The following is a 26,115-nucleotide window of genomic DNA, read 5'->3' as shown; positions in this document are numbered from 1 at the left end:
GCACCTACCATCATCAAACCACGACGGCCAACGCGATAAACGCGATCTCGCTCACGCGCCCTGCAAGGCCATGCGCTCGCGCAGCTTGACGAGCGCGAGCACGACGTCGATGGTCGGCGTCGGTTCGTTGACGAGCCGCCCCATTTCCTGCACGACGGTCAGCAGCGGATCGATTTCCATCGGCCGCCGGTTTTCCAGATCGACGAGCGTCGACGTTTTATGCGCGCCGACCGCGCCCGCGCCGTCAATCCGTTTTTCGACATCCACGCGAAAGTGCACGCCGAACTGATCCGCGATGCGCTTCGCTTCGAGCATCATCGTGCGCGAGACGGCGCGTGTGCCGGGGTCGCTCGTGAGCACGTCGAGCGTCGCGTGCGTCAGTGCGCTGATCGGGTTGAAGCACAGATTGCCCCACAGTTTCAGCCAGATTTCGTCGCGGATGTTGTCGCGAATCGGCGCCTCGAAACCCGCGGCCTGCATGATCTCGTGGAATTGCTGAATGCGCGGCGTGCGCTCGCCGCTCGGCTCGCCGATCGGAAACTTCTTGCCGTACACATGCTTGATGACGCCAGGCTCGACGATCTCCGCGGCCGGGTAGAGCACGCAGCCGATCGCGCGTTCGGGGCCGAGCTTCGTCCATTGACTGCCGTCCGGATCGACGCTCGCGAGGCGCGTGCCCGCGAACTTGCCGCCGTGCTGATAGAAGTACCAATACGGAATGCCGTTCACGCCGGTCACGATGGCCGTGTGCTTGCCGAGCAGCGGCTGCATCGAGTCGACCACGCCGGGCAGCGAGTGCGCCTTCAACGTGATGATGACGACGTCCTGGACGCCTAGCTCGCGCGGATCGGACGTGCAGCGGACCGGCGCGCTCACCGTCTCGCCGTCCATGATCAGACGCGCGCCGTGCTCGCGCATTGCCGCGAGATGCGCGCCGCGCGCGATGAAACTGACGTCGGCGCCGGCGCGTGCAAGCTGCACGCCCATCAAGCCGCCTATCGCTCCCGCTCCGAAGATGCAGATCTTCATGATGCCGCTCCTGTGACTATGAGAAGTCGCTTGCCCATGCCGCGCGTCGCCGGACACGACGGAGGGTCACTGATTGAGCATAGGGGCGCGGCGTCAATACAGATAGTTAAAGTTTCTCGCGCTTTGCATAAGCGATCGCTTATAGCCGCAGCATGCGAGGCGCGGCCATCCCATCTTCACGTCTCTCCGCCGCCTTGGCTCGTGCGACGTCTATCTAGCTGACAAATAGCCGCCAGGCTTAGGAAATTTCTGGTCCCTGAGCATTCAGCGTAAGGGCAGAATGCGCCCTCACTCAAGAAGTGACGCGTCCGTCCATTTCCAGATAGCTCTTGTTGAGACTAACCCCATGGTGTCCGTATTTGTGCCCAGACGTACTGGTATGTCCGGTGATGGCGACTGCGCGGTTTCGCGATGTCGTCGCGCCGGCCGTTAGGCACAGTCATGCGTACGGTGTTTCGTCAACCGATGGGCCGCGAATCCGTCGATATGGAAAGCGCTCTCGCGCGCCTGCTGGATGTGCTCATGATCGCGATGGCGGCGGCGCTTGCGCGCCTGTTGCCGGCTGGAGAGGGGCATCCGATCCTCGAGGGCGCATTCGTTGCGCTGGACATGGCGCTCGCCATGATGCTGCTGCCGTGGTTCGGCGTGTATGAATCGTGGCGCGGGCGTTCGAAACTGCATCTGACGCTGAACGTCGTCGCCGGCTGGATCGTGGTGCAACTGTGCGGGCTCGCGATGATGTTTCTGCTTCATCGCGCGGGGCTGCTGTCCAGAATCTGGTGCGTGCGATGGACCCTCATCACCGCGGTGCTGCTCGTCGCCTCGCGTCTGTTGATCCACGCGATGCTTGGCCGCATCAGACGAGCCGGACGCAATCTGCGGATGGTGGCGGTGGTCGGCAGCGGCGCGCATCGCGATGGCGTGCTCGCGAGCATCGCGGCTTCGACCGATTCCGGTTTTCGCGCCGTTGCGACGTTCGATCCGCTGCACGGCGAAGCGGTTGCCGACGCGGGCCTGTCATCGTTTTCGGAGTTGCGCGACTTCGCAAACTGGGTGCGCCGTGAGCGAACCGAAGAAGTGTGGCTTGCGATGCCGATGTCGCAAGAGCACGCGGTGCTGCGCATCGTCGAGGAATTCAGCGGCGACCTCGTGAACCTGCGCTTCATTCCCGATGTGCGCGCTCTCGCCATGTTCGATCGCAACGTGGTCGAGCTGGTGGGGCTGCCCGCGATCAACCTGATGGCGTCGCCGATGACGCCTCATGCACTGATGCAAAAGGCGCTGTTCGACCGCGTATTTGCCGCGGCGGCTTTGCTTGCGCTGTCGCCGGTGATGTTGCTCGTCGCGGCCGCGATCAAGCTGACGTCGCGAGGCCCGGTGCTGTTCTCGCAGCGCCGCATGGGCGCCGACGGCAACGTGTTTCGCATCTACAAGTTTCGCTCGATGCGCGTTCATGCGCAGCAGGACGGCGTGGTTCATCAGGCGACCCGGCTGGACCCGCGCATCACGCGCGTCGGCGCGTTCCTGCGCCGCACGAGTCTCGATGAACTGCCGCAGTTTTTCAACGTGCTGCGCGGGCAGATGTCGGTGGTCGGTCCGCGCCCTCACGCGATCGAGCACGACGACCAGTACCGGACGATCGTCGATGGCTATATCCATCGTTACCGGATCAAGCCGGGTATTACCGGGTGGGCGCAGGTGAACGGCTTTCGCGGCGAGACGGATCGCGTCGAGAAGATGCAGGCGCGCGTCGAACACGACCTTTATTACCTGCGCAACTGGTCGTTCGCGCTGGATATGCGGATTGTTGCGGCGACGGTGGTGAGGGGGTTGGTGAATCGGAATGCTTATTAAACGGCATTTCGATGGAAGGGTGCAGCCCAACGCACACGAATCATGACTGCCGCGATGCAGTCGACAAGGGCGGCGCTGCGGCGCGCCCGCTTGAACAGGTTGAGTACGATGTCAGTTGCAGTTTTGTCCCAGCCGATGTATCGGCTCGGAGCCTTGATGACCGTGGTCGCGTTGCTGACCACCGGATGCGCGGTGGCGCCCGGTATGCGGATGGAGGAATCGGCCGCATTGCCCATGACCAGCGGCAGCGACCAGACGCCGGGCGAGCAGTTGCCCGTGCCAGTCACCGAAGTGACCCTGGCTTCGCTCGATCAAATGGAAGGCGAGGTCGAGCATCGTAGCGACGCAAGCGTCGAAGCGCTTCTCGGGCACGCGACGGCCTATACGGTCGGCGCTGGCGATGTGCTGCAAATCACTGTCTGGGACCATCCGGAATTAGCGGCCGCATCCGGCTCACCTTCGCCTGCGGCGGCGCGCGCGTTCGATCCGCCGCCCGGATTCATCATCGACGATACCGGCAGCCTGCGATTCCCGTTTGCCGGCAATATCCACGTCCAGGGCATGACTGTCGCAGAAGTTCAACGCAAGCTTGCCGTGGAACTCGGCAAGTCGTTTCGCGATCCTCAAGTGACGGTTCGCATGGCGTCGTTCCGCGCGAAGCAGGTCTACGTGGATGGCGAGGTCCGGCAGGCCGGCGCGCAAGCGGTCAACGATATTCCGACGACGCTGTACGACGCCATCAGCCATGCCGGCGGCTTCAGCCCTGCTGCGGATCAGAGCCGCATCACGCTGACTCGCGACGGCAAGTCGTACGACATAAACTTCGTCCGCATGTTGCAGCGTGGTGTGAGTCCTTCGAGGCTGATGCTGCGTGCAGGCGACCTGGTTCGCGTGCCCGCGAGGGATGAAAGCGGCGTGTTCGTGATGGGTGAAGTCGCGAAGCCGGTCACGGCAGTGCCGCTGCGCAACGGTCGCATGACGCTGAGCGACGCACTCTCGCAGGCGGGCAGCATCAGTTCCGCGACCGCGGATGCCGGGAATCTCTATGTCATTCGCGGACGCGGCGCGGACGCGCGCATTTTTCATCTCGATGCCGCTTCGCCGGTCTCGATGGTCCTCGCCAACCGCTTCGAACTCGAACCGAAAGACATCGTTTATGTCGACGGCAACGGACTCGTTCGCTTTAGCCGCGTGCTGAGTCTGCTGTTGCCGGCCATCAACGCGGGGCTCACCGCGGGGCTGGTGGCGAAGTGATCCTGAGACTGCGCTTTGTGCTGGCTGGATGCGTGCGGGAAGCGGCACGATGAACCGCCGCTCCGCGATCGGACTCTCGGCCGGGATGGCAGTGCTCGGCGCATCCGCGGTCTCGCCTGGATGGGGCGAGCCGCAGCGGAACGACTCTGCCGGTGGCTTTCGCTGGCTGCATGATTTTGCGCGGAAGGGCGCGGGTGCGAGCGACGATACGGGCACGCTGCAGCGCGCGATCGACTTTGTGCGCGATCTCGGCCTACGCACGAAAGACACCTCCTGCTTGCCGAGCCTGCTGATCCCCGCCGGCCGATATGTTCTGACCGACACGATCGATACCTTGCCGTGGATCAAGCTGCGTTCAGTGGGCGGCGTTCTGCTCGACTTCTCGACGATGCCGGTGGGTCGCGACGGCCTGACGTGCAGAAACGAAACGATGCTTCCGTCGACCGAATTGCGCTTCCCCGGCAACCGTTCGCCATTCCTCGATGGAGCGGGAGGCACGATTTCGATCCTCGGCCCCGGCGTGGCACGCGCGGAAGGGCGGGGCGTCGTGATGGGCAATCGGCAGCCCTCGTTTTCGGGTGAGGTACGAGACGCGGGTGGCCGCAACGTTGTGATCACCGGTTGGCGCGGAGCGCTCGCGATCGATCCCATCAATACCTATCTGAGTGCATGGCATTCGTGCCGGTTCGAGCAGAACCGCGAACATGGTATTTGCGTCGCATCCGCCGATGGAAAGAGCGTCAACAGCGGTGAGCGGATGACCTTCGCCGATTGCACGTTTTCCGGTTCCGCGCGAGCCATTGCAATCGACGCCGACAGCATGGATTTCGTTTTCGACGCGTGTTCGTTCGACTTCAACGGCGACGTCGTGCATTTCGGGCCCCATGCGAGTTTCGGTACGGTCGCTTTCAATCACTGCCACATAGAAAGTATCGACGGCTTGCTGGTCGATGCCACGCAGGCGGGCAAGCATCTTCGCACAGTATTCCGCGATTCGATCGTGCTGCCGAGGCACTGGAAGCGTAAGGACTTGAGCAACACACCGCGTCAACTGGTGGCGGGCAAAGCGAAGTTTTCCGCTTCCGGCGTCGAGTGGCGATTCGAATCTCCCGCTCAAGGCAGCCTGACGGCTTTGATCGGTGACGAAGTGCCCGTCGAGTCAGTGTCGGCGATGAGCTTTCAGCAAGTCCACGCGCTGCCCTGGCGAGGAAGCGTGATCAATGCCGACAGTCTTTTCGAACTGGACACTCCCGGCACACCGGTAGGCGCGCTCACCCATTGGAGCGCATCGGTGACCGCAGGTGCCGAACTCGCAGGAAGCATTGTGGTTGCGGGTCCGGCTGCGGACGCCACTGCGGCTACGCAGAGCAGCGCATCGGCGAAACGAAAGCAGGCTCTCCACGTGAGCTTGCCTGATGCAGGCAACGCGCGGTTCTCCGTGGCGACGCAAGCCGCTTTCCCGGTTGTACCGGGCGACGTCCTCAACGTGGCCTGCAGCGCAGCGACGACAGGTGTAACGGGCCGCGTGAAATTCGCGTTCCACTTCGATGTCGCGCCGGGCGTTCCATTGAGCACAAGCGAATCGCAAAGCGCCGCGCATGAACTGCCGACCGCGCAAGCAACCGTTCCAGCGGGCGCAACGCAGGCGATGGTCACTGCCGCTTTCATTGGATGGACGGGGCAGTTGCAAATAGATGAACTGGCGGTATGGCGCTCGTCATGACGCCGGTGTGCGAAGTCGAATTCCTCGGCACACCGCAATACAGAACCAAAGACAGATGATCTCCAACGTTTTGACCGTTTGCCAAGGCAACGTATGCCGCAGCCCTATGGCTGCGGCTCTTTTACAGCAGAAGATCGAGGGCGTGCACGTACATTCCTGCGGACTTGCGGCGATGGTCGGGCAACCGGCGGCGAGCAACGCCGTCGCGGTGCTTTCAGAAGTCGGCGTCGATATGCGGGAACACCGCGCAAGGCAGTTGACCTGGCAACTGGCAAGCCGGGCAGATCTGATTCTTACGATGACCGCGCGGCAGAAGCAAACTATTGAGTCGCTTTTTCCCGTGATGTGCGGCCGCATATTCTCCGTGCGCGGCTTCGACCACATGGATATCGACGACCCCGTGGGCTTGTCCCTATCGGCGTTTCGCCAGTGCAGGGAGAGCTTGACGGTGGGTATCGACTACTGGGTAGAGCGGCTAGGGAAATTCAACGTGCGGTCCGCTGATCGTCATCGCGATGACGCGGCCCACGTCAAGGGAGTGGCACAGTGAACCAGTCCCACGCTTGGCACGAACCCGCCAACGCGGATAAGGATTTCGATCTCGCGGCGATTCTCGATGTGTTCCTGCTTTACCGGCACATGATGCTGTGGATTTTCGGCACGCTGTGTGTTCTCGGCCTTGCCGCGGTGCTGCTTTCCGATCCGCAGTACGAGGCGGACATGGTGACTCAGGTCGATGAGAGCAGCAGTGCGAGTACTGCGTCGTCGCTGCTGGGTCAGGACCTTTCGTCGATGCTCGAGGTCAAGTCTTCCGCCGATACGGAGATGCAGGTGCTGCGGTCGCGGCTCGTCGTGGCTGCGGTCGTCGACGAGTTGGGCCTGTACATCGAAGCCGAGCCAGTTCGCTTCCCACTCGTCGGCCGGGCGATCGCACGCGCCAGCAAGGGATTATCGCGCCCCGGTTTGCTGGGCATGGGCGGCTATACGTGGGGTGAAGAGCGCGCGGACGTCGAACGCTTCGACACGCCCAGCGCACTGATCGGATCGGCGTACTCGTTGACCGTTGCTGACGCGGGCGCGTACCGGCTCTCCGGACCTGGGTTGAAGCAGGATGTGGTCGGCCGGCTCGGCGCAACCGAAACCTTCATGACCGATGACGGTCCGCTGACGTTGTGCGTCGGCGCGTTGCATGCTGCGGTTGGTGCCCGCTTCAAGCTCACGCGGCAATCGCGCCTCGAGACGATCGGCAAGCTGCAGGACAGCCTCTCGATCAGCGAACAAGGAAAGGATTCCAACGTGCTGCGCGTGAAGTTGCGCGGCGCCGATCCGGTACGGATCACCGAGGTGCTCAACCATCTCGCACAACATTACCTGGAGCAGAACGAGGCGCGCAAAGCCGAGCAGGCGGCGCGGTCGCTTGCGTTCCTGCGCGGCCAGGTGCCTGGCTTGCGCGACAGACTGGACAGCGCAGAAAAAGCCTATGCGGTAATCCGCAGCAAGTTTGGATCGGTGGACCTTGAAGGCGAAGCCAAAAAAGTACTGCAACTAGCGGCCGACAATGAGATACAGGTCGCCACGCTGCAGCAGAAGAAAGCCGAAGCGTTGACGCGTTTCGCGCCGACCAACCCGACCGTGATGGCTCTCGATAGACAGCTAGCAGTTCTGCAATCGCAGTCGAGTGGACTCAATCAACAGATCGACGGCCTGCCGGAGATGCAGCGCCAGGTGGTGAAAGCGGAGCGCGACGTCAAGATCAGCAACGATCTATACGTGGGCTTGCTGAACAACATCGAACAACTGCAGATTCTGCAAGTGGGACGGGTCGGCAACGTCCGCGTTCTCGACGAGGCGTTGTTGCCCGACCGCCCGGTTCGCTTCTGGCGTTTTCTGCTGTGCCTCGCGGTCATCGCCGTCGCGTTACTTGCAGCGGTCGGCGCCGCGTTTATTCGCGACCTTCTGTTCCATGGGATTTCGGATTCCCGCGAACTGGCGGAGCGCACAGGTCTCGATGTGCTCTCCGTGGTGCCGGTGGCACGCAGGGGCGGATTCCATTGGTCTGGATACTTCGGTCGGGAAACGCGTCCGCGGCGTCCGCTTGCTTTTATCGACCCAGCAGATCCGGCAATCGAAAGTTTGCGCAGTCTGCGCACTGCGCTGCACTTTTCATTGTCCGATGGCGGCGGTAACGTCGTGATGTTCACCGGGCCGTCGCCGAATGTGGGCAAATCGTTTATCGCGTCCAACGTCGCCGCGGTCGTGGCCCGCACTGGCAAACGTGTCCTGTTGGTCGACGGCGACCTGAGACGCTGCGGACTCACTCGCGCATACGGCTGCATTTCGGCAGTCGGACTGTCCGACGTGATCGCCGACATGGGCAAACTGGACGCGTCGATCCGCAAGCTGGAGCGCTCGACGCTCGACTTCCTGCCGGCTGGCGCGATGCCGCCGAATGCGGCCGACCACCTCGGTAGTGAACGCACAGGCGATCTTTTCAAGGCGTTGTCCGCGCGCTACGACCTCGTGGTCGTCGACACCGCGCCGCTGTTGCCGGTGCCCGATGCGGCGATTCTCGCGCCATATTCAAACGGCAACATCTTCCTGGTCGCTCGCGCCTCGGTCACGAAGGCTGCGGAAATGGAAGAGTGCATGCGCCGCTTGCAGCATGTGGGCGTTGCGGTGAAGGGCGTTGTGCTCAACGGAATCGATCGTCATGCAGGGCGCTTCCGCAATGGCACCACCTATGGCACGTACCGCTACGGGCGCTCACGAGGTGAAGATGCGCGTCCGATGATGGACGGAGCGCAAGAATGAATTCGCGCATCCGTGACGCTCGCGCTGCGTCGGTGCTGCTGGTCAGCGCGTCGATGTCGGCGGGCCTGGCGTTCGCCGTGCAGGCAGTGCTTGCGCGGTCTCTGTCGCCGGCGGACTACGGGCGGTTCGCTGCTGCGCTCGCTGTCGTGACTATCGTTGCGCCGGCGGTCGGGTTCGGCGTGCCGTCGTTCTGGCTCAAAGCGTACGGCAGCGAGGGTTGGTCCGCGAGTCGATGGATGGAAGCATCCGTGCGTTTCGTCACCCGCAGCGCGCTGGTGTGTCTTCTCGCTGCCGCCTTGTGGGCATGGCTAGGCACTCCGGATGCGCAGACGGGTGCACTGCTGTTATTCATGCTGCCGGCGGTGCTGACGCAAGGCGCAATCGAGATCGCCTCGGTGAAGTTGCAACTGGAGGAAAAATTCGGCCGGGTTGCAATGTGGCAAGGACTACAGCATGCCGGACGTCTCATGTTGCTTCTGGTGTGCTGGCGGTTGGGCGCAAGCAGCCTGATTGTCGCGGCCGGCTTTGGCTGTATTGCCGTCATCGTGACGCTCGGCGCATGGCAGTCCGTCTCGGCGCTGCGAAGCGGCGCGGTGCACCTGATCGGGCATGGACCAAAACTCGCGGAACGATTTTCGCGCGAAGGACTGCCGACGCCGCCCGTCATGGAACTGTGGCGCAACGCGCTGCCCTTCGGTGTATCCGGCCTGCTGTTTTATGCGTACGGCCAAAGCGGCCTGGTTATCGTCTCGCACCTGGGCGAACCTCAGGACGTCGGCGCATACAGCGTCGCGTTGACGATTGTTAGCGCGCTTTATCTGTTGCCGACGGTTCTGTTCCAGAAACTGCTCATGCCGCGTCTTCATCGATGGGCCGCATCGGGCGACGAACGTCTCGAGCGGATGTATCGGGAAGGCGGCAGATGGATGTTCGTCTCAGGTCTCGCGTTGGGCGCGATTGCGGCGCTGCTCGCGCCGGTCGCCATCCCGCTGGTGTTTGGCAGGCAATACGGGCAAGCGGTGCAAGTGGTCGTCATCATGGCACTGAGCACACCGTTCAGATTTTTAACGGTCTGTGCGTCGTCCGTGATGACGACCCGCAACCTGGTCCGCGTGCGCAACTGGTGCGCCGCCGCCGCACTGCTATTCAGCGTGGTCGCTGGACTCATCGGCGTGCTCGTCGCGGGCACTGTCGGCGCAGCCGCCGCTTCGGTGATGGGCGAAGTGGTGTGGGCGGTGCTGTCCGTGCTGTGCGCTCGCCACTTCCTGTTCCGCGAACGGCAGCAGCCGATATCCGGCATCGACGCGCGGCCAGATGCCCGCAGCATGTCGCCAATGCCTCCGGAACAGATTCCGGTGTGCGTGATCATTCCGTGCTTTAACTGCCTCGACACGATCGGGCGTGCGGTTCAATCCGTCTTCGAGCAGACATGCCGTCCGCAGCAGTTGATTCTGGTCGACGATTGCAGCACGGATGGCACGCGCGCATTGCTTCGCGAATTGGCGCAGATTTATCCGCGCAATTGGCTTCGCGTACTTCTGCAGCCGCGCAACGCGGGGCCGGGTGCGGCGCGTAACGCCGGATGGTCCGCGACGACGCTGCCGTACATCGCGTTCCTCGACTCGGATGACAGCTGGCATCCGGCGAAAATGGCGACGCAATACAAGTGGATGCGCGCGCATCCCGAGGTGGCGATAACAGGGCATCCTGTGGCGCAACTCGAAGCCAGCGATCAGCCGGCGTCTCAACCGTGGCCGGCTCTTATCGCGCCGCGCTGCGTATCGCGGCGACGCGTTCTGTTCTCGAACCGCTTCACGCCCTCGAGCATTTTGATGCGCGCGGACGTCGGCGCACGTTTCCATGAAAACAAGCGCCACGCCGAAGACTATTTCATGTTGCTGGAAGTGGTGCTCGTGGAGGGAGGCGAGGCCTATCTGTTCCCTTTCGCGCTTTCGTACATTTACAAGGCGCAGTTCGGCGCGCAAACCGGACTGAGCGCCCAGCTCCTGAAAATCCAGAAAGGCGAGCAGGACAACTACCTGCGCTTGCGCCGTCGACGAGTGATCGGTCCTGGTGAATGGCTGTGCTTTTCTGCGTTGAGCGGCGCGAAATATCTGCGGCGCTGCCTGCTGTCACGGAGGCTTGCGTGAGACGCATAGGGGCGATTACCGCAACACGACAAGCGGGGTGGTGCGGCTCATGACGTACTACCTCGTGCCGTTGCTGTTCTTCTATCTCGGCGTCGCGCTGTGCGTTGCGTACGGTGGAACCAGCACCGCTGTCATTGTGACGTGTGCGTTGCCGATGGTCGCGCTCGCGGCCTTGCGCGGCCATTGCGGCACCGACACGGCCGCCTACTACCAGGCGTTCGCCGATCTGGGCCAGGGGAACGGCTATGGCGGCGAGCCGCTGTTCAATGCGTATGCGAGGCTTCTCTGGGCTATCGAGCCCGACCCGCGCTTCGTCGTCAACAGCGTGTCGATGACAACCGCGCTGCTGTTGCTCTGGTCCATTTCACGCAGTCGTCATGGCATCTGGTTCGGCGGCCTCGTGCTCGTGCCCGGCATGTTCTATGAACTGACCATGAACGTGATGCGATTCGGCCTTGCGGCTTCGATCTTTCTGCTGGCCACGCGCTTCTCGCCGCAGCGAAAGCCGCTTCGGTATTTCATCTTCGCGGTGGTCGGGACGTGTGTGCATTTCTCATCGGCATTGCTGTTCCTGCTCTTTGTCGCGACCACGCGGCGCGGGCACACGATCACGTTCGTCGGTGCGGCGTTAGCTGTCGCCGGCGGGTCGTTGCTGGTCCCAGGCTACCTCGCCGACAAGACGAGTCTTTACACCGGCATCGAAGCGCCCAATGCAACGTCTGGATTGCTGTTCCTGTTGATCCAGTTGCTCATGCTGGGCGTCATGGTCATGCATCGGCGGCAGTTCGCGATTCCACCCGTCGGCTGGATGATTTTTGCCGTGCTGGCAGCGGCGCTTTACGGCATGACACAGGTCACGTATGCGGGCATCCGCTTCCAGCTGATTCTCGTCTATCTGATGCTGGTTGTGCTTTGGCGTCAGTTTGCTCCGCCGACGGGGCGGATGAACACAAGGTTGGCGGCGTGGCTGTTCGCCATCGGTCTCATCGCACTCGCGGGACGAATCCACAACATGAGCGATGAAGAAGGTCGTGGCGCATCGCCATTCCTGCCTTATCGCGCAGCGCCAGAATTGCGGAATATGGAGTAGTGATCTTGCGGCAAAAAATCGTACACGTAACAGAAGCGCTGGGTGGCGGCGTGCTGCATTGCGTGGTTCTTCTAGCTAATCGTCAGGCCGCTGCGGGCGATGACGTCGTTGTGCTCCATTCCGTGCGCAAAGACACGCCGCTTAACGCAACGCTGGATAAGTTGTTCGATCCGCGCGTGCGTCGCCGGGTCGTGGAAATGCAAACTGCCATAGGAGTTCGCGACCTCTCGAGTCTGTGCAGGCTTTTCGTCGAGCTGTTTCGGGAGCGGCCCGACATTGTTCATCTCCACTCGTCGAAGGCGGCGGCGCTAGGCCGCATCGCCACGCGGTTGCTCGGACTAAGCGGGTGCACGATCTATTCGCCGCACGGGTTTGCGTTTCTGAAAGAGGACACGTCTGCGTTAAAGGCAAAGCTGTTCCTGTTAATCGAACGGACGCTGCATGCAATGGGCGGGCACATCGTTGCATGCTCAAAAAGCGAATGGCGTTACGCGCGAATGTTGCTTTCGAATCCGCAACGCACGAGCCTTGTCGAGAACGCGGTGAAGCTCGATGACTTCGGGGCCGACACCACGAGACAAACTCGCGAGCAGGTCGTCGTATGCACGTCGGCGCGCGTTACCTATCAGAAGGCGCCGTGGCGATTCACGCAGCTTGCCCAACGTCTCGCGCGAACATCCAACGTCCGTGCTGTGTGGTATGGCGATGGCGAAGCGGAAGCGATTGATCGCTGGATCGATCGCGAGGTTGTTGAGTTGAGTGGATGGATTGCCGCGCCGGAATTGAGGCGAGCGCTTCAGCAATGCGACATCTTCGTTTTGCCTTCGCTATGGGAGGGCATGCCGATTGCGCTGATAGAGGCGCAGGCGGCGGGGTTGCCGGCGGTCGCCAGTCGCATCGTCGGCAATCGGGATGTCATCGTCCACGGCGTGACCGGCTTCCTAGCAAGCAACGATGCGGAGCTCGAGCATTACACACGTCGATTGATCGACGACCCGCAATTGCGCGAACGAATGGGCACGGCGGCGGCGAAGCACGCGCTTGCCCGGTTCGGCGACGCCCGATTGTTTCGCTCCTACGTCGGCATTTACCGGCGTCTGCTGTCGCCAGTGCATGCTCATCATTCGCCGGCCCTGACTCGCGCACTTTCAACAGAGGTCTTGAAATGAACGAGTTCGACGTAGCGGCGCCGGCCGCCGCGCCATCGAATGGGTGCAATAAGGGCGGACCTGGCCGCAGCACAGCTCGCACATCGGGTAGCCGCACGACCCGCATTGCTTTCTTCGGATTCTATGGAAGGCGCAACTTCGGCGACGACCTGTTCGGATATCTGTTGCAGTCCATATCGCTTCGGGCACGAGGCATCGAGCCGTTGATCGTGGGCGCTTCACCGGCGCAAGAGTTGACGCACTCGTTCCATCTGCCGGGGGCACGGGGGCTCTGGATGCGAAGAGGCGGAGTCGGTGCCGCGGTACGCTCGGTCACTTATGTTGCAGCGATGTTGTCTGCGCGGGCGGCCATTTTCGGTGGAGGCTCGCTATTTGGTGCTAACGCTTCGCTGTCCTTTGCGAAGCTGATCGTTCGTTTGGGCCGGCGGCTCAGCAAGCCGGTCGCAGCGCTTGGCGTTTCGGTCGGACCGTTTGCATCGGCAGAGCGGCGAAGCGCATTCGAGGCTGTCCTTCGCGACATACCATACGTGGCCGTGCGCGATGAAGCGTCGGTTCGCCTCGTCGCCGAAGTGACAGGATCGGCGCCCGTCAATCTCAGGGATCTTGCTTTTGCGTTGCCTGCGATCTACACGCCAAAGCGCAGACCGTCTGATAGACGAACGCTGATCGTGTCCATTCACCTGCGCCAATATACTGACGCGGTGCTTGCGATACTTGCGTACGTCGACAGCCAGCGGCTTGTCGATGAAGTGCTATTTGTCTCGCTGGACGAAGAAAGTGTTGCGGTGACAGGAGACATCGCTCGCCTGTTCTCTCCGTCGAACGTTTCGGTGGAGCGTTTTCGATACGGGGACTCGATCACAGCGGTCGTGGATCTACTCGCCGCAGCGGCCTGTGTCGTTACTTCGAAACTGCACGGCGCGATCGTCAGCTTTGTGTATGACGTTCCAACAATGCTGTTCTGCTACCAGCCAAAGTGTGCGGAATTCCTGCGCGACAATGCATTACCGGGTCCGCATGAGCCGCTGCCGGTCGAGGACGTCTGCGTCGATCATGTCGCCCGGCTTCTTACGCGAGAGACGACAAAAGCGCGCTATGGCGACGCCGAGTGGTATCGCGACCGGTTCACTGATTTCATCGCAGACGTCGGCAATGGCGGACACGCGCGGTTGCCGCTTTCCGACGAGGTCGTGGGATAGGCTAGGCGCATCCGGCTGCCGTGATCCGGCAATTCGATCCGGAATGTAGTTATGTCGGAACACGGTCGCCGTTGGCCGTGTTTCCTCCGACCCGCACCTCAACGTCGCCCTAACCCCGCCTAACCATCAAAAACCCCACCCCCATCGCAGCCAGAAACCCGCCACAGCATCGGTTAAACCACCGCCTCACCCGTGCGCGCACCAGCCACTTGCCGAGATACATGCCGGCCCACGAATAGAGCGCGATCGCCACGCATTCGAGCACGAGAAAACTCGCGCCGAGCACGGCGAATTGCGGCAGCATCGGCTTCGCGATGTCGACGAATTGCGGCAAAAATGCGGTGAACACGAGGATCGCCTTCGGATTGCCGGCGGCCACGAGAAACTCGCGCCGCGCGACGGTCGCGAGCGATGCGCACTGCTCCTGCGTGGTGTCGATGGCCGGCGCGTCGCTGCGCCAGAGTTGAATGGCGAGCCAGATCAGGTACGCGGCGCCGGCCAGTTTGATCGCGAGAAAGAACCACGCCGACGCATGCAGCACGACCGCGAGGCCGGTCGCGGCCAGCACGATCATCGCCGCGAACGCGACGAGCCGTCCCGCGCCGCCGAGGAACGCCGTCATGAAGCCGTGCCGCGCGGCGACGTTGATCGATAGGAGATTGTTCGGCCCAGGCGCGAGATTGATCGCGAAGCAGGCGGGAAGAAAAAAGAGCCAGGCGGTAGTGGACATGGAGCCTCGCGGAGTGAGTGCTCATGGGCGCCGGCGCGGTTGGCCGGCACGCACAAGAGCACAGCAAAAAGCAGCGGCATGCGCTGCTTCCGATTGTAGCGAAACAGGCGGCGCGCCTCTCCTGGTATCTCCGCTACCGTGCGTTGCACAGTAAAACGTACACGTCTACGTCGCGCCCACTAGTTCACTGCGTTGATGAACCCGGCGTCCTTCACCAATGCGTCGACGCTGAGCTTGACCGTGTCCTCGATCGCAACGGTGTTGCTGGTGAATTTCGGCGACTTCCGTTTGACGGTTTTGGTGGTCGAGAACACGACTTTGTGCGTGACGGCGTCGGTCACGACATAGCGCATCTGCAGAGTCCAGAGCGCCGGCGTGCGAACGTCGTCGACGCTGAATTTTTCGATGCTGCCGCTCAGCAGTTTGCGCCTGTCGTCGAGATGGAAGCCCACCACCTTCAGGCGGCTCGCCACACTCTCGCGCACGGTCTCGCTGATGTCGTTCTTCAGCACGACCACGGTCATCGCCGTATTTTCGATGCGGTTCGGCGACACGCGGCCATCGACAGCCGGCATGTAGGCGAAGTCGCGCGCGGGCGCGACGCTGAGCCAACCCGTGGACGAAGCGGCGGCGCGCGGCGCACTATGACTGTTGAGACCGAACCACGACCATGAGCAGGCCGACAGCATCAAAGGCAGCGCGACGGCGCCGCAGCCCTTGAGCATTGTGATTCGTATAGACGCTGACGGGCGCGCAAGATGCGGCACAAGCGAACGATGCCGCGCCGATTCGGGCGCTGCGTGGGGACAAGCGGCGGTCGAGATCAGAGGAGTGGCCCTTTAAGTGGTGGCACGTGCTGGCGATACATTCATACGCCGTTCGAGAACAGCATGGTAACAGCGGCCACTCGCAAGCCATCTAAATAAAACTCGAACGCGCCGCTATCAGAGGAAGCCGGCCTTGCCTTGCGTCATATCGACCAACGTGCGGCGCGCGTCGTCGATTTTATTCACCGGCAAACGGATCGTCATTTTCACGAGCATTGCGTGCGCGGTATCGGCGAGCGCGTAGCTTTCCGCTTCGATCCAGCGACGCACCTTGGCTTCGTCGGCGTAACCGACTTCGACGATCAGCGATCCTTGAGCAATCCGTTCGACGCGCGGCGCGTCCAGCAGCGCGGAGGCGATCGCGTCCGTATAGGCGCGCACGAGGCCGCCCGCGCCGAGCTTCACGCCGCCGTAATAGCGGACGACGGCGGCCAGCACGCCGTCCAGATCGTGATGCCGCAACACTTCGAGAATCGGCCGGCCCGCGGTGCCGGACGGCTCGCCGTCATCGGACATGCCTGATTGGCCGCCTGCCAGCAACGCCCAGCACACATGCGTCGCGGCCGCATGCTCGTCGCGCAGACGGCGCAGTTCGTCCATCGCGGCGTCGCGATCCTCGACGGGTATCGCATACGCAATAAACCGGCTCTTGCGAATCTCGAGTTCGTGGATGTGCCGCGCCGACAACGTGTAAGTCACCTGGAAATTCCGCTCAATAGCCTGCGATAAAAAACGTCGGAGCCGGCTTTCGGCCCAGACTCGAATCATAGCGACTTTGCGATGCGGGCTGTCGTGCAAGCGCGAACGCAAGCGCAAGCAGGCGCAAGCAGGCACAAGCAGGCACAAGCAGGCACAAGCAGGCACAAGCAGGCACAAGCAGGCACAAGCAGGCACAAGCAGGCACAAGCAGGCACAAGCGCAAGCGCGGTACACTTTGCGGAGCACGAATTGAACGGAACCGCCAATCAGCAGGAAACCGCCAGGAGACAGAATGAACAGCATGCTCGAGTTGTCCACGTTAGGGACCTTCGTCGCCGTCGTACTCGGTCTTTTTCTGATTCCGGGGCCCGCGGTCCTGCTGGTTCTGACACGCACGGTTCACGGAGGACGCAAGGCCGGCATCTTCACCGGCCTCGGCATTGCGGTGGGCGACTTCGTTCATACGCTCGGCGCGGCAGTCGGTCTGTCAGCGTTGCTGATGACGTCGGCGCTCGCCTTCAACGCCGTCAAGTGGATCGGCGCGCTTTATCTCGTCTATCTCGGCATTCGGGCCTTGCGCGAAAAACCGGCAAGCGGCGAGATGCCTGCGAGCGCACCCGTGTCGGCGTCGAAAGCGTTCTTTCAGGCCATTCCCGCCGAAGTGCTCAATCCGAAAACCGCGCTCTTCTTTCTCGCGTTTCTGCCGCAGTTCGTGCATCCCGAGCACGGTTCGACGTTCTTGCAGTTCACCACGTTGGGCCTGATTTTCGTCGGCATGAGCGCGCTTTACACGACGCTGATCGTGTTGACGATTCGCCCGCTCGGCAGACTCGTTGGGCGCCTGACGTGGCTGCGCCGCTGGCAGAACAAGATTATCGGCGTGCTGTTCATATCGCTCGGCCTGCGCGTAGCGACGCAAACGCGCTAAGCGGGCGGCCGCGCGCCGCGACGGCTAGATGTTGCGGCGCTGTCTTCGCAAACGCCCTTCGCGCGCGTATTCGATCTGTTCCTGAGTTCGCACCGCGAGCCTTTCCTGCTCTGCGCGGCTGATTTGCCGCGTATCGTCGATTTCGCCGACGCGCAGTACTTCCTGCGCGAGGCGGATACGCAGCGTCATGAGCGGTTCGCCGCGTTCGACGAGCGTGCGGTCCGCGGCGCGCGCCTGCTGCACGCCGCAGTCGATGAGATTGCGCAGTTCGAGCAGCGTAAGCCGCTGCCGCTGGATTTCGAGGATGAGCCGCTGCACCGCGCGCTCGTCACGCGCGCGCCAGAAGGCGCGCAGCTCGGCAAGCGTGGGAGGCTCGAAGGGAGGAAGACGCATTGCTCATACGAAAAGTACTGTATATACGTACAGTATATCGCGACTTTTCGCGGGCGCGCGTAGCGGTTGCCCGGAGCTTCAATTCAGCGCCAGCATGACCGACGCGCCCATCACGACGACGGCAAGAAGCATGGCGACACACAGATCGAGCGGGTAACGCATCATGCTTTCACCATCGGTTGAGAAACGCGAAGACTGTCATCATAGGCACGCTTGTGCCGCTCGACTGTCAGACATTGCAAGAGGGAAGAGATGAACCCCACCACTGCTTCCACAGCGCCCGCGCGCGACATCGAATTCTGGTTCGACTTCGGCAGCAACTACAGCTACCTGAGCGTGATGCGTATCGAGGCTGAGGCTGCTGCGCGAGGCGTGCGTATTCATTGGCGGCCGTTTCTGCTCGGGCCGATTTTTCGCGCGCTGGGTTTTGACAATTCCCCGTTCGTCTTGCAGAAGGAGAAGGGCGCCTACGTCTGGAAGGATATGGAACGGCAGTGCCGCAAGTACGGTATCGCGCTGACACGTCCGAGCGTTTTTCCGCGCGCCGCGCTGCTGGCGATGCGCGTCGCGCTACTCGGCGCCGAGCGCGAATGGATCGCTGCTTATTGCCGCGAGATCATGCAGCAGAACTTCGTGCATGACCGCGATATCGGTTCCGTCGAAGTCGTGAGCGAAGCGCTCGTCAAACTCGGCTTGCCCGCGCAGCAGATCATCGCGGAAGCGCAAAGCGACGCGAACAAGCTGCGTCTGCGTGAACAGACAGAAGCGGCCGCGGCCAAAGGCATTTTCGGCGCGCCCACGTTCTTTGCCGGCGATGAAATGTTCTGGGGCAACGACCGGCTCGAAGACGCGTTGGACTTCTGCTATTCGTCGCCGTGCTGACAGAAGCGCCGCCCCGGCACATGCGAGACGACAGCCTGGGCGATCTCGAGCGGCGTGCTCTCGGCGGGCACTACGCGGCGGCTCGCTTCGGGCGTGTGCTTCATCGTCCATTCGACAAGCCGGTATGAACGTCCCCAGGGCGGCTGCAGCGGGTCGGAGACCTTGCATGAGTGAATCTGCCCGACCCATTCGTTGCCAGGCATGGCGCGCAGATGCTCGAACACCGCGTCCTCAACCATGGTTCGTCCTCCTTCTTTTTCGCAGGCATGGAGTCTTTCTTTTGCGCGTCGGCAACATCGCTGAAAAAAACGCCGCCGATGATCTGGCGGCTCAACAGGGGATGTTGAGCCGCATGGTTGCAGCAAAGAATTAAGCGAGACTTAAGACGGCGCAAATGCGTGTGCGGCGTTTTGTCCGTCGACGCCTCGCGCATCCGGCGGCACGCCGAGCAGTTGCAGTGAGCCGCCCGTTACCGCGCTGAACACGGGGCCTGCGACAGTGCCGCCATAAAACGCCTTGCCGGCCGGATCGTCGATCATCACCGCGACGATCAGGCGCGGGTCGCTCATCGGCGCCATGCCGACGAAGAGCGCGCGATAACGGTTCTTCGCGTAAGACGCGCCGACCTGCTTGCGCGCAGTGCCGGTCTTGCCGCCGATGCGATAGCCTTCGACGGTTGCAGCGCGCCCCGTGCCGCCGTCGCCCGTGGCCATTTCGAGCATCGAACGGATCGCGCGCGCGGTGGCCGGCGTCGTGACCGCGTGGCCCGTTTGCGAAGCGGCGGCCGCGGCATCGATGTTCTCGCGCACTAGGCGCACCGGATGCATGGTGCCGTCGCCGGCATAGGCGGTGTAGATCTGCGCGATCTGCAGCAGCGACGCCGAGAGCCCATAGCCATACGCCATCGTCGCCTGCTCGATAGGACGCCAGCGTTTGTACGGCCGCACCTTGCCCGACGCCACGCCCGGAAAGGTCAGCTCGGGCCGCATGCCGAGTCCGTACTCCTGATATTTGGCCCAGATTTTTTCGGCGGGCAGATTGAGCGCGAGTTTGGCGAGCGCGATGTTGCTCGATTTCTGCACCGCTTCGGCGACGGTCATCGCGCCGTGATTCGACGTGTCGTGGATCACCGCGGGACCGATCTTGTACCAGCCCGGCGCCGTGTCGATCACACTTTGCGGCCGCACCTTGCCCTCGTCGATGGACAACGCGACGACCACCGGCTTGATCGTCGAGCCAGGCTCGAACGTGTCCACCACCGCGCGATTGCGCAACTGCCGGCCTGTGAGGCGCGCGCGATCGTTTGGATCGAAGCTCGGATAGTTGGCAAGCGCGAGAATCTCGCCGTTGCGCGCGTCGAGCACGACCACGCTGCCGGCTTCCGCGCGATGCTTCGCGATGGCGTCCTTTAACTGTGCATACGCGAGCTGCTGGATGCGCCGATCGATTGTCAAATGAATCGTGTCGCCGTTCTGCGCGGGCACGAGCGGCCGCGTTTCCGACACCACGCGGCCAAGGCGGTCGCGAATCACTTCGCGATGGCCCGGCACGCCGAGCAACTGTTCGTTGGCGGCAAGCTCGACGCCTTCCTGGCCGTTGTCCTCGATGTCCGTAAAGCCGACCACGTGAGCCGCCGATTCGCCTTCCGGATAGAAACGCTTTGAATCCGCGATCTGCGTGATGCCCGCGAGTCCGAGCTTCGACAGATGCCCGGCCGTGTCCGCGTCCACCTGGCGTTTGAGCAGCACGAACGTCTTGTCGCCGTTCAAGCGGCGGCGCAGTTCCGCGAGCGGCAGATCGAGCAGTTTCGAAAGCGGCGGCAGCGCGGCTTCGTCGAGCAGCTTCGGCGTTGCCCAGATCTCGTAAGTCGCGAGACTGACGGCGAGCATCGAGCCATTGCGGTCGACAATGCGCCCACGCGTCGCGTCGAGTTCGATCGTGCGTTGATAGCGCTTTTGCCCCTGATCGACATAGAAGTCGCGGTTCACCACCTGCACCCAGAACGCGCGGCCCGCGAGCGCGGCAAACGCGGCGAACACCAGCACGACGATGAACTTCGAGCGCCACATCGGCAGACGCGCAACCAGCAACTGGTTCTTCGCGACGGGCGCATAAGAATCGCGCGACGGGGATTTTTTCTTCGGGATCATGGCGGTCCGACTGACAGCGGATTAACTTGCGGCAGCGCTCATTGTAATGAGAACGTAATCTGTATGCGAGATTACCGCAAGCCAACACGCGCGACAGACGTAAAAAAAGCCGCGCGGACTTGAAAATCCGCGCGGCTCATTTCGTTCGATTGATGCGTCGATTTCGACGCGGCGTGTTAAAGAGGCGCTCGCTGCCTGTCGAGCGCCTTCTTTTTCACGCGTGGTTTCATGCGCTCCTTCGTGCGTGCGCCTTCACGCGGGCAACGCGAAGCTCGAGATCGCCTCGCGCAACACGCCCACCTGATCCTTCAGCGAATGCGCGGCCGCGGCGGCTTCCTCGACCAGCGCCGCGTTCTGCTGCGTGACCTGATCCATTTCGCCGACCGCGCGATTCACCTGCTCGATGCCCGCGCTCTGCTCGCGCGACGCATTGCTGATTTCCTCGAGAATCTCGTTCACGCGACGCACCGACTGCACGATCTCGCCCATCGTCGAGCCCGCGTTGGCAACCAGCGACGCGCCGGCTTCCACCGTGGTCGTCGACGTTTCGATCAGCGCCTTGATTTCCTTCGCGGCCGTGGCCGAGCGTTGCGCGAGGCTGCGCACTTCGGCGGCGACGACGGCGAAGCCGCGTCCCTGTTCGCCCGCGCGAGCCGCTTCGACCGCCGCGTTCAACGCGAGAATGTTGGTCTGAAACGCAATGCCGTCGATCACGCCGATGATGTCGCCGATCTGCCGCGAGCTGGTCGTGATCTCGCCCATCGTGCGAACCACGTCGTCGACGACGCGGCTTCCGCGCGTGGCGACGTCGGCGGCTTGGCCCGCCAGTTCTGCCGCCTGTTGCGCGCTGTCCGCGTTCTGCTTCACGTTGACCGTCATCTGATCCATGCTCGACGCCGTCTGCACCAGCGCCGCGGCTTGTTCCTCCGTGCGTTGCGACAGATCGGTGTTGCCGGCGGCAATTTCGCTCGCGCCGACGTTGATGTTTTCCGTACCGGCGCGCACCCGCGAAACGGTATCGACAAGACCGGCCTGCATGGTTTGCAACGCATGCAGCAAGCTGCCGGCGTCGTTGTCCTTGACCGGCACGCGCACGGCGAGATTGCCGCCCGCCATCAGTTGCGCATGTTCGACGGCCACTTCCAGATCGCCGCCGAGCGAGCGGCGCACGCTGCGCAACACGAGCAGCATGATGCCCGTGGCGATGCCGCCGAGCGCAACCGTGATCGCGAGCCAGCGCAACAGGCTCGCGTAAAACGCGCGCTGCACGTCGTCCATGTACATACCGGTGACGACATACCAGTCCCACGGCTGGAAGTGCTGCGAATAGCTGGTCTTCGCCACGGGTTTCTCGCTGCCCGGCTTCGCCCACAGGTAGTCGACAAAGCCGCCGCCTTCGTGATTGCCCGCGTTCACGATATCCACGAACAGATGGTTGCCCGCCGGATCCGCGAACTGCGCGAGGTTCTTGCCGACCATCTCTTTCTTGAACGGATGCATCAGCATGACGGGCTGCGAGTCGTTCACGGAGATGTAGCCATCCTTGCCGTAGCGCATCGATTCGAGCGTGGCGAGCGCCTGCTTCTTCGCTTCGTCTTCGGTGATGGCGTGCTGTTGCGCCATTGCGTAGTAACGGGCGACCACGTGGTTCGCCTGATCGATCAGCGACGTGAGCTGGTCGCGCCGGTCGCTAACCATCGACGCACGGTTTTGCCATGCGCCGAAGCCGCCGATCAGAATCAGGCCGAACCACAGGACGGCGATCATTGAGGCTAATTTTTTGTTCAGAGTCATAGCAAAGAGTGGTGCTTGGCAAAGGGTCGATCGGATTGGGCTGTGTGCTTCTCGCTGACTCTGTTTACGGCAGGTTTCACTTTGCTCATGAGGGCAGGGGAAACCCTTTGCCATGCGCCTTTCGTCTGATTAAAGGATGTGGGCGGAGGTAATGCAGGCCGTGCAAAGCGATTATTTAATTCGGCGGAGTTAATAAGAAAGCATTATCCGCAGCGACGATTCTCTGATTAATAAAATGCCGGTGCCGAGAAATGGAATTAATTCCGCGATGACGCGCACCAACCCAACCCGGCAAGCCTTCGCATCAATAAACCACAAAACGCCACTCAATTCCAAAGCGCTTGCCAGCACGCCTGCGCTGCAAAAATCGACACATTTCTCCACTTAAAAGCAATACAGCAAAAGCACAGCCGTCTAAATGACGACTAAATGAAAATTCCGCTATAGTCGCCATTTTCCAGTCGCCAGCCGGGCAAAAAGAGCGCCGATAAACCCGCAAGCAGGCCCCGCCAATAAGCCCGCCACCAGGAGTACAGAATATGAACGCCCGCGAACCCGCCTTCGTCTCTTCTTCACGCAGCGCACGTCTGCGCCAGATGCTTGTCAGCAGCGAACTCGAATTCATGATGGAGGCGCATAACGGCCTCTCCGCGCGCATCGTCCGCGAAGCCGGCTTCAAGGCGATCTGGGGCTCGGGCCTCGCCATCTCCGCGCAATTCGGCGTGCGCGACAACAACGAGGCAAGCTGGACCCAGGTCGTCGACAACCTGGAATTCATGGCCGACGCAAGCGATCTGCCGATCCTGCTCGACGGCGACACCGGCTACGGCAACTTCAACAACGTGCGCCGCCTTGTGCGCAAGCTCGAACAACGCGGCATCGCCGGCGTGTGCATCGAAGACAAGCAGTTCCCGAAGACCAATAGCTTCATCAACGGCGAGGCGCAGCCGCTTGCCGACATCGACGAATTCTGCGGCAAGATCAAGGCCGGCAAGGACTCGCAATCGGACGAGAATTTTTCGATCGTCGCGCGCGTGGAAGCGCTGATTGCCGGCTGGGGCATGGAAGAAGCGCTGCGCCGCGCGGAAGCCTACCGCCGCGCCGGCGCCGACGCGATCCTGATTCACAGCAAGCTCTCGCGCCCCGACGAAATTCTCGAGTTCGCGCGCGAGTGGGCGGGCCGCGGGCCGCTCGTGATCGTGCCGACCAAGTACTACAGCACGCCGACCGAAGTGTTCCGCGAAGCCGGCATCAGCACCGTGATCTGGGCGAACCATCTGATTCGCGCGGCCACGTCGGCGATGCAGGCGGTCGCACAAGAAATCCACACGAGCCAAACGCTCGTCAACGTGGAAGACCGCATCGCCGCGGTCAACGAAATTTTCCGTTTGCAGGACGCCGACGAGTATTCGGAAGCGGAAGACCGCTATCTGTCGAGCGGCCGCGCGGCGGGCGCCGCGGTCGTGCTCGCGGCGAGCCGCGGCAAGGGCCTCGAGGCCGTCACCGAAGACCGTCCGAAAGTCATGCTGCCGGTTGCGGGCAAGCCGCTGTTGCGCTGGCTCGTCGACGCGTTCAAGAAGCAGGGCGTCAACGACATCACGGTGGTCGGCGGTTATCGCGCCGATGCAATCGATACGGCAGGCATCAAGCTCGTCGTCAATGACAAGCACGAGCAGACCGGCGAACTCGCGTCGCTCGCGTGCGCGCTCGACAAGCTCTCGGGTGACACCGTGATCTCGTACGGCGATCTGCTGTTCCGCAGCTACATCCTGCGCGATCTGGTGGAGAGCGAGGCGGCCTTCAGCGTGGTCGTCGATTCTTCGCTGACCGATGCGGAAAACGCCAGCGTGCGCGACTTCGCGTGGTGCTCGGCTTCCGACGACCGCGGCCTGTTCGGCAACAAGGTCGTATTGCGCCATGTGTCGAGCGGACAGGAGGCGTCGGCGGCGATCGCCGCACAAACGCCGCATGGCCGCTGGGTCGGTTTGCTCAACGTGCGTGGCGCAGGCCGCGAGCGTCTGCAGACTGTCATGGCGCAATTGCAGGCGCGCGCCGACTTTGCATCGCTCGACATGCCCGCGTTGCTGAACGCGCTGATCGAAGCAGGCGAGTCGATCGAAGTGCAATACGTGCACGGCCACTGGCGCGGCGTCAACGATCTCGAAGACTTCCGCCGCGCCGGCGACTTCGCGCACGGACAGACGCCGCTCGCGGCATCGGTCGGCGGTGCGGCCTCTGACGCAGCGAGCGGAGCGGCGCAATGATCGAAGCAGCACAGTTTGTCGAGGCGGCGCGCGAGCGCGGCTTCGACTGGTATGCGGGCGTGCCTTGCTCGTACCTGACGCCGTTCATCAACTACGTGTTGCAGGACGAGTCGCTGCACTACGTGTCGGCGGCGAATGAGGGCGATGCGGTTGCGTTGATCGGCGGCGTCACTCTCGGCGCGCGCAACGGCCGCCGCGGCATCACGATGATGCAGAACTCGGGCCTCGGCAACGCGGTGAGTCCGTTGACGTCGCTCACGTGGACCTTCCGTTTGCCGCAATTGCTGATCGTCACGTGGCGCGGCCAGCCCGGCGTCGCCGACGAACCGCAGCACGCGTTGATGGGACCGGTCACGCCCGCGATGCTCGACACGATGGAAATTCCGTGGGAGACGTTTCCGACCGAAGCCGACGCAATCGGCCCCGCGCTCGATCGCGCCATCGCCCATATGGACGAAACGGGCCGCCCTTACGCGCTCGTCATGCAAAAGGGCAGCGTCGCGCCATACGAATTGAAGGCGGGCGATGCCGGCGCGCGTCGTGTGCCGGTCGCGCCGCGTTCGCAATTCACCGGCGTGGCGGCGAGCGAACTCGCGTCGCGTCATGACGCGTTGAAGAAGGTGATCGCGCACACGCCGCTCGAGTCGACGGTCGTGCTCGCGTCGACCGGTTTTTGCGGACGCGAGCTTTACGCGATCGACGATCGTCCGAACCAGTTGTACATGGTCGGCTCGATGGGCTGCGTGACGCCGTTCGCGCTCGGTCTCGCGCTCGCGCGTCCAGACCTGCATGTGGTCGCGCTCGACGGCGACGGTGCGGCGCTGATGCGCATGGGCGCGTTCGCGACAATCGGCGCTTACGGTCCGTCGAATCTCACGCACGTACTGCTCGATAACGGCGCGCACGACTCCACGGGCGGGCAGGCGACGGTCTCGCCGCAGGTCTCGTTTGCGGGCGTCGCGGCGGCGTGCGGCTATGCGTCGGCGGTCGAAAGCGACGATCCGGCTGTGCTCGACGCGCTGTTCGAATCCGCGCCGCTCGACGGTCCGCGCTTTGCGCGCCTCGTCATTCGCCGCGGCACGCCTGACGGCTTGCCGCGTCCCACCATCACTCCGCCCGATGTGAAAACGCGTTTGATGCGTCACATCGGCGCCGCCTGAAGTCAAAGG

Annotated in this window: 22 protein-coding genes; 13 read left to right on the top strand and 9 right to left on the bottom strand. The window is 62.6% G+C overall.

Annotated features, from left to right (window positions below; genetic code table 11):
• Positions 1 to 51: 51 nt before the first annotated feature.
• A complete protein-coding gene (locus tag C8K18_RS20000; protein ID WP_006049175.1) occupies positions 52 to 1,029 on the bottom strand; it encodes a 2-dehydropantoate 2-reductase in 978 nt (325 codons plus the stop codon).
• A gap of 441 nt (positions 1,030 to 1,470) precedes the next feature.
• On the opposite strand from C8K18_RS20000, the gene C8K18_RS19995 reads away from it, so the two are divergent.
• Positions 1,471 to 2,883 (top strand): undecaprenyl-phosphate glucose phosphotransferase, encoded by a 1,413-nt coding sequence (locus C8K18_RS19995; protein WP_107709023.1) that lies wholly within the window; start codon positions 1,471 to 1,473, stop codon positions 2,881 to 2,883.
• Here C8K18_RS19995 and C8K18_RS33745 read toward each other — a convergent pair.
• A complete protein-coding gene (locus tag C8K18_RS33745) occupies positions 2,880 to 3,119 on the bottom strand; it encodes a hypothetical protein (protein WP_244231101.1) in 240 nt (79 codons plus the stop codon). The two genes, C8K18_RS19995 and C8K18_RS33745, sit on opposite strands and share 4 nt — an antisense overlap.
• Here C8K18_RS33745 and C8K18_RS19990 point away from each other — a divergent pair.
• Genes C8K18_RS19990 through C8K18_RS19955 form a run of 8 tightly spaced genes read left to right on the top strand, consistent with a single transcriptional unit; the run spans position 3,019 to position 14,279 of the window.
• The gene (locus C8K18_RS19990) at positions 3,019 to 4,137 is read left to right on the top strand and encodes a polysaccharide biosynthesis/export family protein (protein ID WP_375135816.1); all 1,119 of its coding nucleotides are present in this window, start codon (positions 3,019 to 3,021) and stop codon (positions 4,135 to 4,137) included. The genes C8K18_RS33745 and C8K18_RS19990 overlap by 101 nt on opposite strands.
• A gap of 49 nt (positions 4,138 to 4,186) precedes the next feature.
• A complete protein-coding gene (locus C8K18_RS19985; RefSeq protein WP_132384589.1) occupies positions 4,187 to 5,860 on the top strand; it encodes a hypothetical protein in 1,674 nt (557 codons plus the stop codon).
• A 55-nt stretch (positions 5,861 to 5,915) separates the two neighbouring features.
• Positions 5,916 to 6,410 carry a low molecular weight phosphotyrosine protein phosphatase gene (locus C8K18_RS19980; RefSeq protein ID WP_165919829.1) on the top strand — a complete coding sequence of 165 codons (495 nt, stop codon included), beginning with the start codon at positions 5,916 to 5,918 and terminating at the stop codon, positions 6,408 to 6,410.
• Positions 6,407 to 8,671 (top strand): polysaccharide biosynthesis tyrosine autokinase, encoded by a 2,265-nt coding sequence (locus C8K18_RS19975; RefSeq protein ID WP_107709017.1) that lies wholly within the window; start codon positions 6,407 to 6,409, stop codon positions 8,669 to 8,671. The genes C8K18_RS19980 and C8K18_RS19975 overlap by 4 nt, the downstream gene beginning before the upstream one ends.
• The gene (locus C8K18_RS19970; RefSeq protein ID WP_107709015.1) at positions 8,668 to 10,821 is read left to right on the top strand and encodes a glycosyltransferase; all 2,154 of its coding nucleotides are present in this window, start codon (positions 8,668 to 8,670) and stop codon (positions 10,819 to 10,821) included. Before C8K18_RS19975 ends, C8K18_RS19970 begins: the two co-directional genes overlap by 4 nt.
• A 49-nt stretch (positions 10,822 to 10,870) precedes the next feature.
• Positions 10,871 to 11,911 carry an EpsG family protein gene (locus C8K18_RS19965; RefSeq protein ID WP_107709013.1) on the top strand — a complete coding sequence of 347 codons (1,041 nt, stop codon included), beginning with the start codon at positions 10,871 to 10,873 and terminating at the stop codon, positions 11,909 to 11,911.
• Positions 11,912 to 11,961: 50 nt separating this feature from the next.
• On the top strand, positions 11,962 to 13,080 hold the full coding sequence (locus C8K18_RS19960; RefSeq protein ID WP_146239975.1) for a glycosyltransferase: 1,119 nt from the start codon (positions 11,962 to 11,964) through the stop codon (positions 13,078 to 13,080).
• Entirely contained in the window at positions 13,077 to 14,279 is a 1,203-nt protein-coding gene (locus C8K18_RS19955; RefSeq protein WP_107709009.1) for a polysaccharide pyruvyl transferase family protein, read from the top strand. The genes C8K18_RS19960 and C8K18_RS19955 overlap by 4 nt, the downstream gene beginning before the upstream one ends.
• A gap of 109 nt (positions 14,280 to 14,388) precedes the next feature.
• Here the strand turns inward: C8K18_RS19955 and C8K18_RS19950 are convergent, their stop codons facing one another.
• From C8K18_RS19950 to C8K18_RS19940, 3 genes are all read right to left on the bottom strand, one after another.
• On the bottom strand, positions 14,389 to 15,009 hold the full coding sequence (locus tag C8K18_RS19950; RefSeq protein ID WP_029966490.1) for a LysE family translocator: 621 nt from the start codon (positions 15,007 to 15,009) through the stop codon (positions 14,389 to 14,391).
• 179 nt (positions 15,010 to 15,188) lie between these two features.
• Positions 15,189 to 15,734 carry a hypothetical protein gene (locus tag C8K18_RS19945; protein WP_006049186.1) on the bottom strand — a complete coding sequence of 182 codons (546 nt, stop codon included), beginning with the start codon at positions 15,732 to 15,734 and terminating at the stop codon, positions 15,189 to 15,191.
• Between the two features lie 219 nt (positions 15,735 to 15,953).
• The gene (locus tag C8K18_RS19940; protein WP_107709007.1) at positions 15,954 to 16,535 is read right to left on the bottom strand and encodes a YigZ family protein; all 582 of its coding nucleotides are present in this window, start codon (positions 16,533 to 16,535) and stop codon (positions 15,954 to 15,956) included.
• Between the two features lie 301 nt (positions 16,536 to 16,836).
• Here C8K18_RS19940 and C8K18_RS19935 point away from each other — a divergent pair, with 301 nt between their 5' ends.
• Positions 16,837 to 17,463, top strand: a complete 627-nt coding sequence (locus C8K18_RS19935; RefSeq protein ID WP_029966487.1) for a LysE family translocator — start codon at positions 16,837 to 16,839, stop codon at positions 17,461 to 17,463.
• A 24-nt stretch (positions 17,464 to 17,487) separates the two neighbouring features.
• Here C8K18_RS19935 and C8K18_RS19930 read toward each other — a convergent pair whose 3' ends face one another.
• The gene (locus tag C8K18_RS19930) at positions 17,488 to 17,856 is read right to left on the bottom strand and encodes a hypothetical protein (RefSeq protein WP_006049189.1); all 369 of its coding nucleotides are present in this window, start codon (positions 17,854 to 17,856) and stop codon (positions 17,488 to 17,490) included.
• Between the two features lie 252 nt (positions 17,857 to 18,108).
• Between C8K18_RS19930 and C8K18_RS19925 the strand changes: the two genes are divergently transcribed.
• On the top strand, positions 18,109 to 18,738 hold the full coding sequence (locus C8K18_RS19925; RefSeq protein WP_107709005.1) for a 2-hydroxychromene-2-carboxylate isomerase: 630 nt from the start codon (positions 18,109 to 18,111) through the stop codon (positions 18,736 to 18,738).
• Here the strand turns inward: C8K18_RS19925 and C8K18_RS19920 are convergent.
• The 3 genes from C8K18_RS19920 to C8K18_RS19910 form a co-directional block, all read right to left on the bottom strand.
• The gene (locus tag C8K18_RS19920) at positions 18,720 to 18,977 is read right to left on the bottom strand and encodes a DUF2866 domain-containing protein (RefSeq protein ID WP_029966485.1); all 258 of its coding nucleotides are present in this window, start codon (positions 18,975 to 18,977) and stop codon (positions 18,720 to 18,722) included. The genes C8K18_RS19925 and C8K18_RS19920 overlap by 19 nt on opposite strands.
• A gap of 141 nt (positions 18,978 to 19,118) precedes the next feature.
• Positions 19,119 to 20,888: a penicillin-binding protein 2 gene (locus C8K18_RS19915; protein ID WP_029966484.1), complete on the bottom strand. Its 1,770-nt coding sequence runs from the start codon at positions 20,886 to 20,888 to the stop codon at positions 19,119 to 19,121.
• Positions 20,889 to 21,140: 252 nt separating this feature from the next.
• On the bottom strand, positions 21,141 to 22,682 hold the full coding sequence (locus C8K18_RS19910; RefSeq protein WP_029966482.1) for a methyl-accepting chemotaxis protein: 1,542 nt from the start codon (positions 22,680 to 22,682) through the stop codon (positions 21,141 to 21,143).
• A 539-nt stretch (positions 22,683 to 23,221) separates the two neighbouring features.
• Here C8K18_RS19910 and aepX point away from each other — a divergent pair.
• Together aepX and aepY are read left to right on the top strand one after the other, a co-directional pair.
• Positions 23,222 to 24,946 carry a phosphoenolpyruvate mutase gene (gene aepX / locus C8K18_RS19905; RefSeq protein ID WP_107709003.1) on the top strand — a complete coding sequence of 575 codons (1,725 nt, stop codon included), beginning with the start codon at positions 23,222 to 23,224 and terminating at the stop codon, positions 24,944 to 24,946.
• Positions 24,943 to 26,106, top strand: coding sequence for a phosphonopyruvate decarboxylase (aepY, locus tag C8K18_RS19900; RefSeq protein WP_107709001.1), 1,164 nt, complete (start codon positions 24,943 to 24,945; stop codon positions 26,104 to 26,106). The genes aepX and aepY overlap by 4 nt, the downstream gene beginning before the upstream one ends.
• Positions 26,107 to 26,115: the final 9 nt, after the last annotated feature.

Origin of the sequence: Paraburkholderia sp. GV068 (genome assembly GCF_003058125.1) — a bacterium.
Taxonomy (GTDB): Bacteria; Pseudomonadota; Gammaproteobacteria; order Burkholderiales; family Burkholderiaceae; genus Paraburkholderia; species Paraburkholderia graminis.
Note: the sequence above shows the minus strand (reverse complement) of the source record. Positions and strands in the feature narration are given on the sequence as shown.

Coding starts and splice junctions, on each gene's coding strand:
- C8K18_RS20000 (WP_006049175.1), bottom strand. CDS start 1,029: ATGAAGATCTGCATCTTCGGAGCGGGAGCGATAGGCGGCTTGATGGGC.
- C8K18_RS19995 (WP_107709023.1), top strand. CDS start 1,471: ATGCGTACGGTGTTTCGTCAACCGATGGGCCGCGAATCCGTCGATATG.
- C8K18_RS19990 (WP_375135816.1), top strand. CDS start 3,019: ATGTATCGGCTCGGAGCCTTGATGACCGTGGTCGCGTTGCTGACCACC.
- C8K18_RS33745 (WP_244231101.1), bottom strand. CDS start 3,119: ATGGGCAATGCGGCCGATTCCTCCATCCGCATACCGGGCGCCACCGCG.
- C8K18_RS19985 (WP_132384589.1), top strand. CDS start 4,187: ATGAACCGCCGCTCCGCGATCGGACTCTCGGCCGGGATGGCAGTGCTC.
- C8K18_RS19980 (WP_165919829.1), top strand. CDS start 5,916: ATGATCTCCAACGTTTTGACCGTTTGCCAAGGCAACGTATGCCGCAGC.
- C8K18_RS19970 (WP_107709015.1), top strand. CDS start 8,668: ATGAATTCGCGCATCCGTGACGCTCGCGCTGCGTCGGTGCTGCTGGTC.
- C8K18_RS19965 (WP_107709013.1), top strand. CDS start 10,871: ATGACGTACTACCTCGTGCCGTTGCTGTTCTTCTATCTCGGCGTCGCG.
- C8K18_RS19955 (WP_107709009.1), top strand. CDS start 13,077: ATGAACGAGTTCGACGTAGCGGCGCCGGCCGCCGCGCCATCGAATGGG.
- C8K18_RS19950 (WP_029966490.1), bottom strand. CDS start 15,009: ATGTCCACTACCGCCTGGCTCTTTTTTCTTCCCGCCTGCTTCGCGATC.
- C8K18_RS19945 (WP_006049186.1), bottom strand. CDS start 15,734: ATGCTCAAGGGCTGCGGCGCCGTCGCGCTGCCTTTGATGCTGTCGGCC.
- C8K18_RS19935 (WP_029966487.1), top strand. CDS start 16,837: ATGCTCGAGTTGTCCACGTTAGGGACCTTCGTCGCCGTCGTACTCGGT.
- C8K18_RS19930 (WP_006049189.1), bottom strand. CDS start 17,856: ATGCGTCTTCCTCCCTTCGAGCCTCCCACGCTTGCCGAGCTGCGCGCC.
- C8K18_RS19925 (WP_107709005.1), top strand. CDS start 18,109: ATGAACCCCACCACTGCTTCCACAGCGCCCGCGCGCGACATCGAATTC.
- C8K18_RS19920 (WP_029966485.1), bottom strand. CDS start 18,977: ATGGTTGAGGACGCGGTGTTCGAGCATCTGCGCGCCATGCCTGGCAAC.
- C8K18_RS19915 (WP_029966484.1), bottom strand. CDS start 20,888: ATGATCCCGAAGAAAAAATCCCCGTCGCGCGATTCTTATGCGCCCGTC.
- C8K18_RS19910 (WP_029966482.1), bottom strand. CDS start 22,682: ATGACTCTGAACAAAAAATTAGCCTCAATGATCGCCGTCCTGTGGTTC.
- aepX (WP_107709003.1), top strand. CDS start 23,222: ATGAACGCCCGCGAACCCGCCTTCGTCTCTTCTTCACGCAGCGCACGT.
- aepY (WP_107709001.1), top strand. CDS start 24,943: ATGATCGAAGCAGCACAGTTTGTCGAGGCGGCGCGCGAGCGCGGCTTC.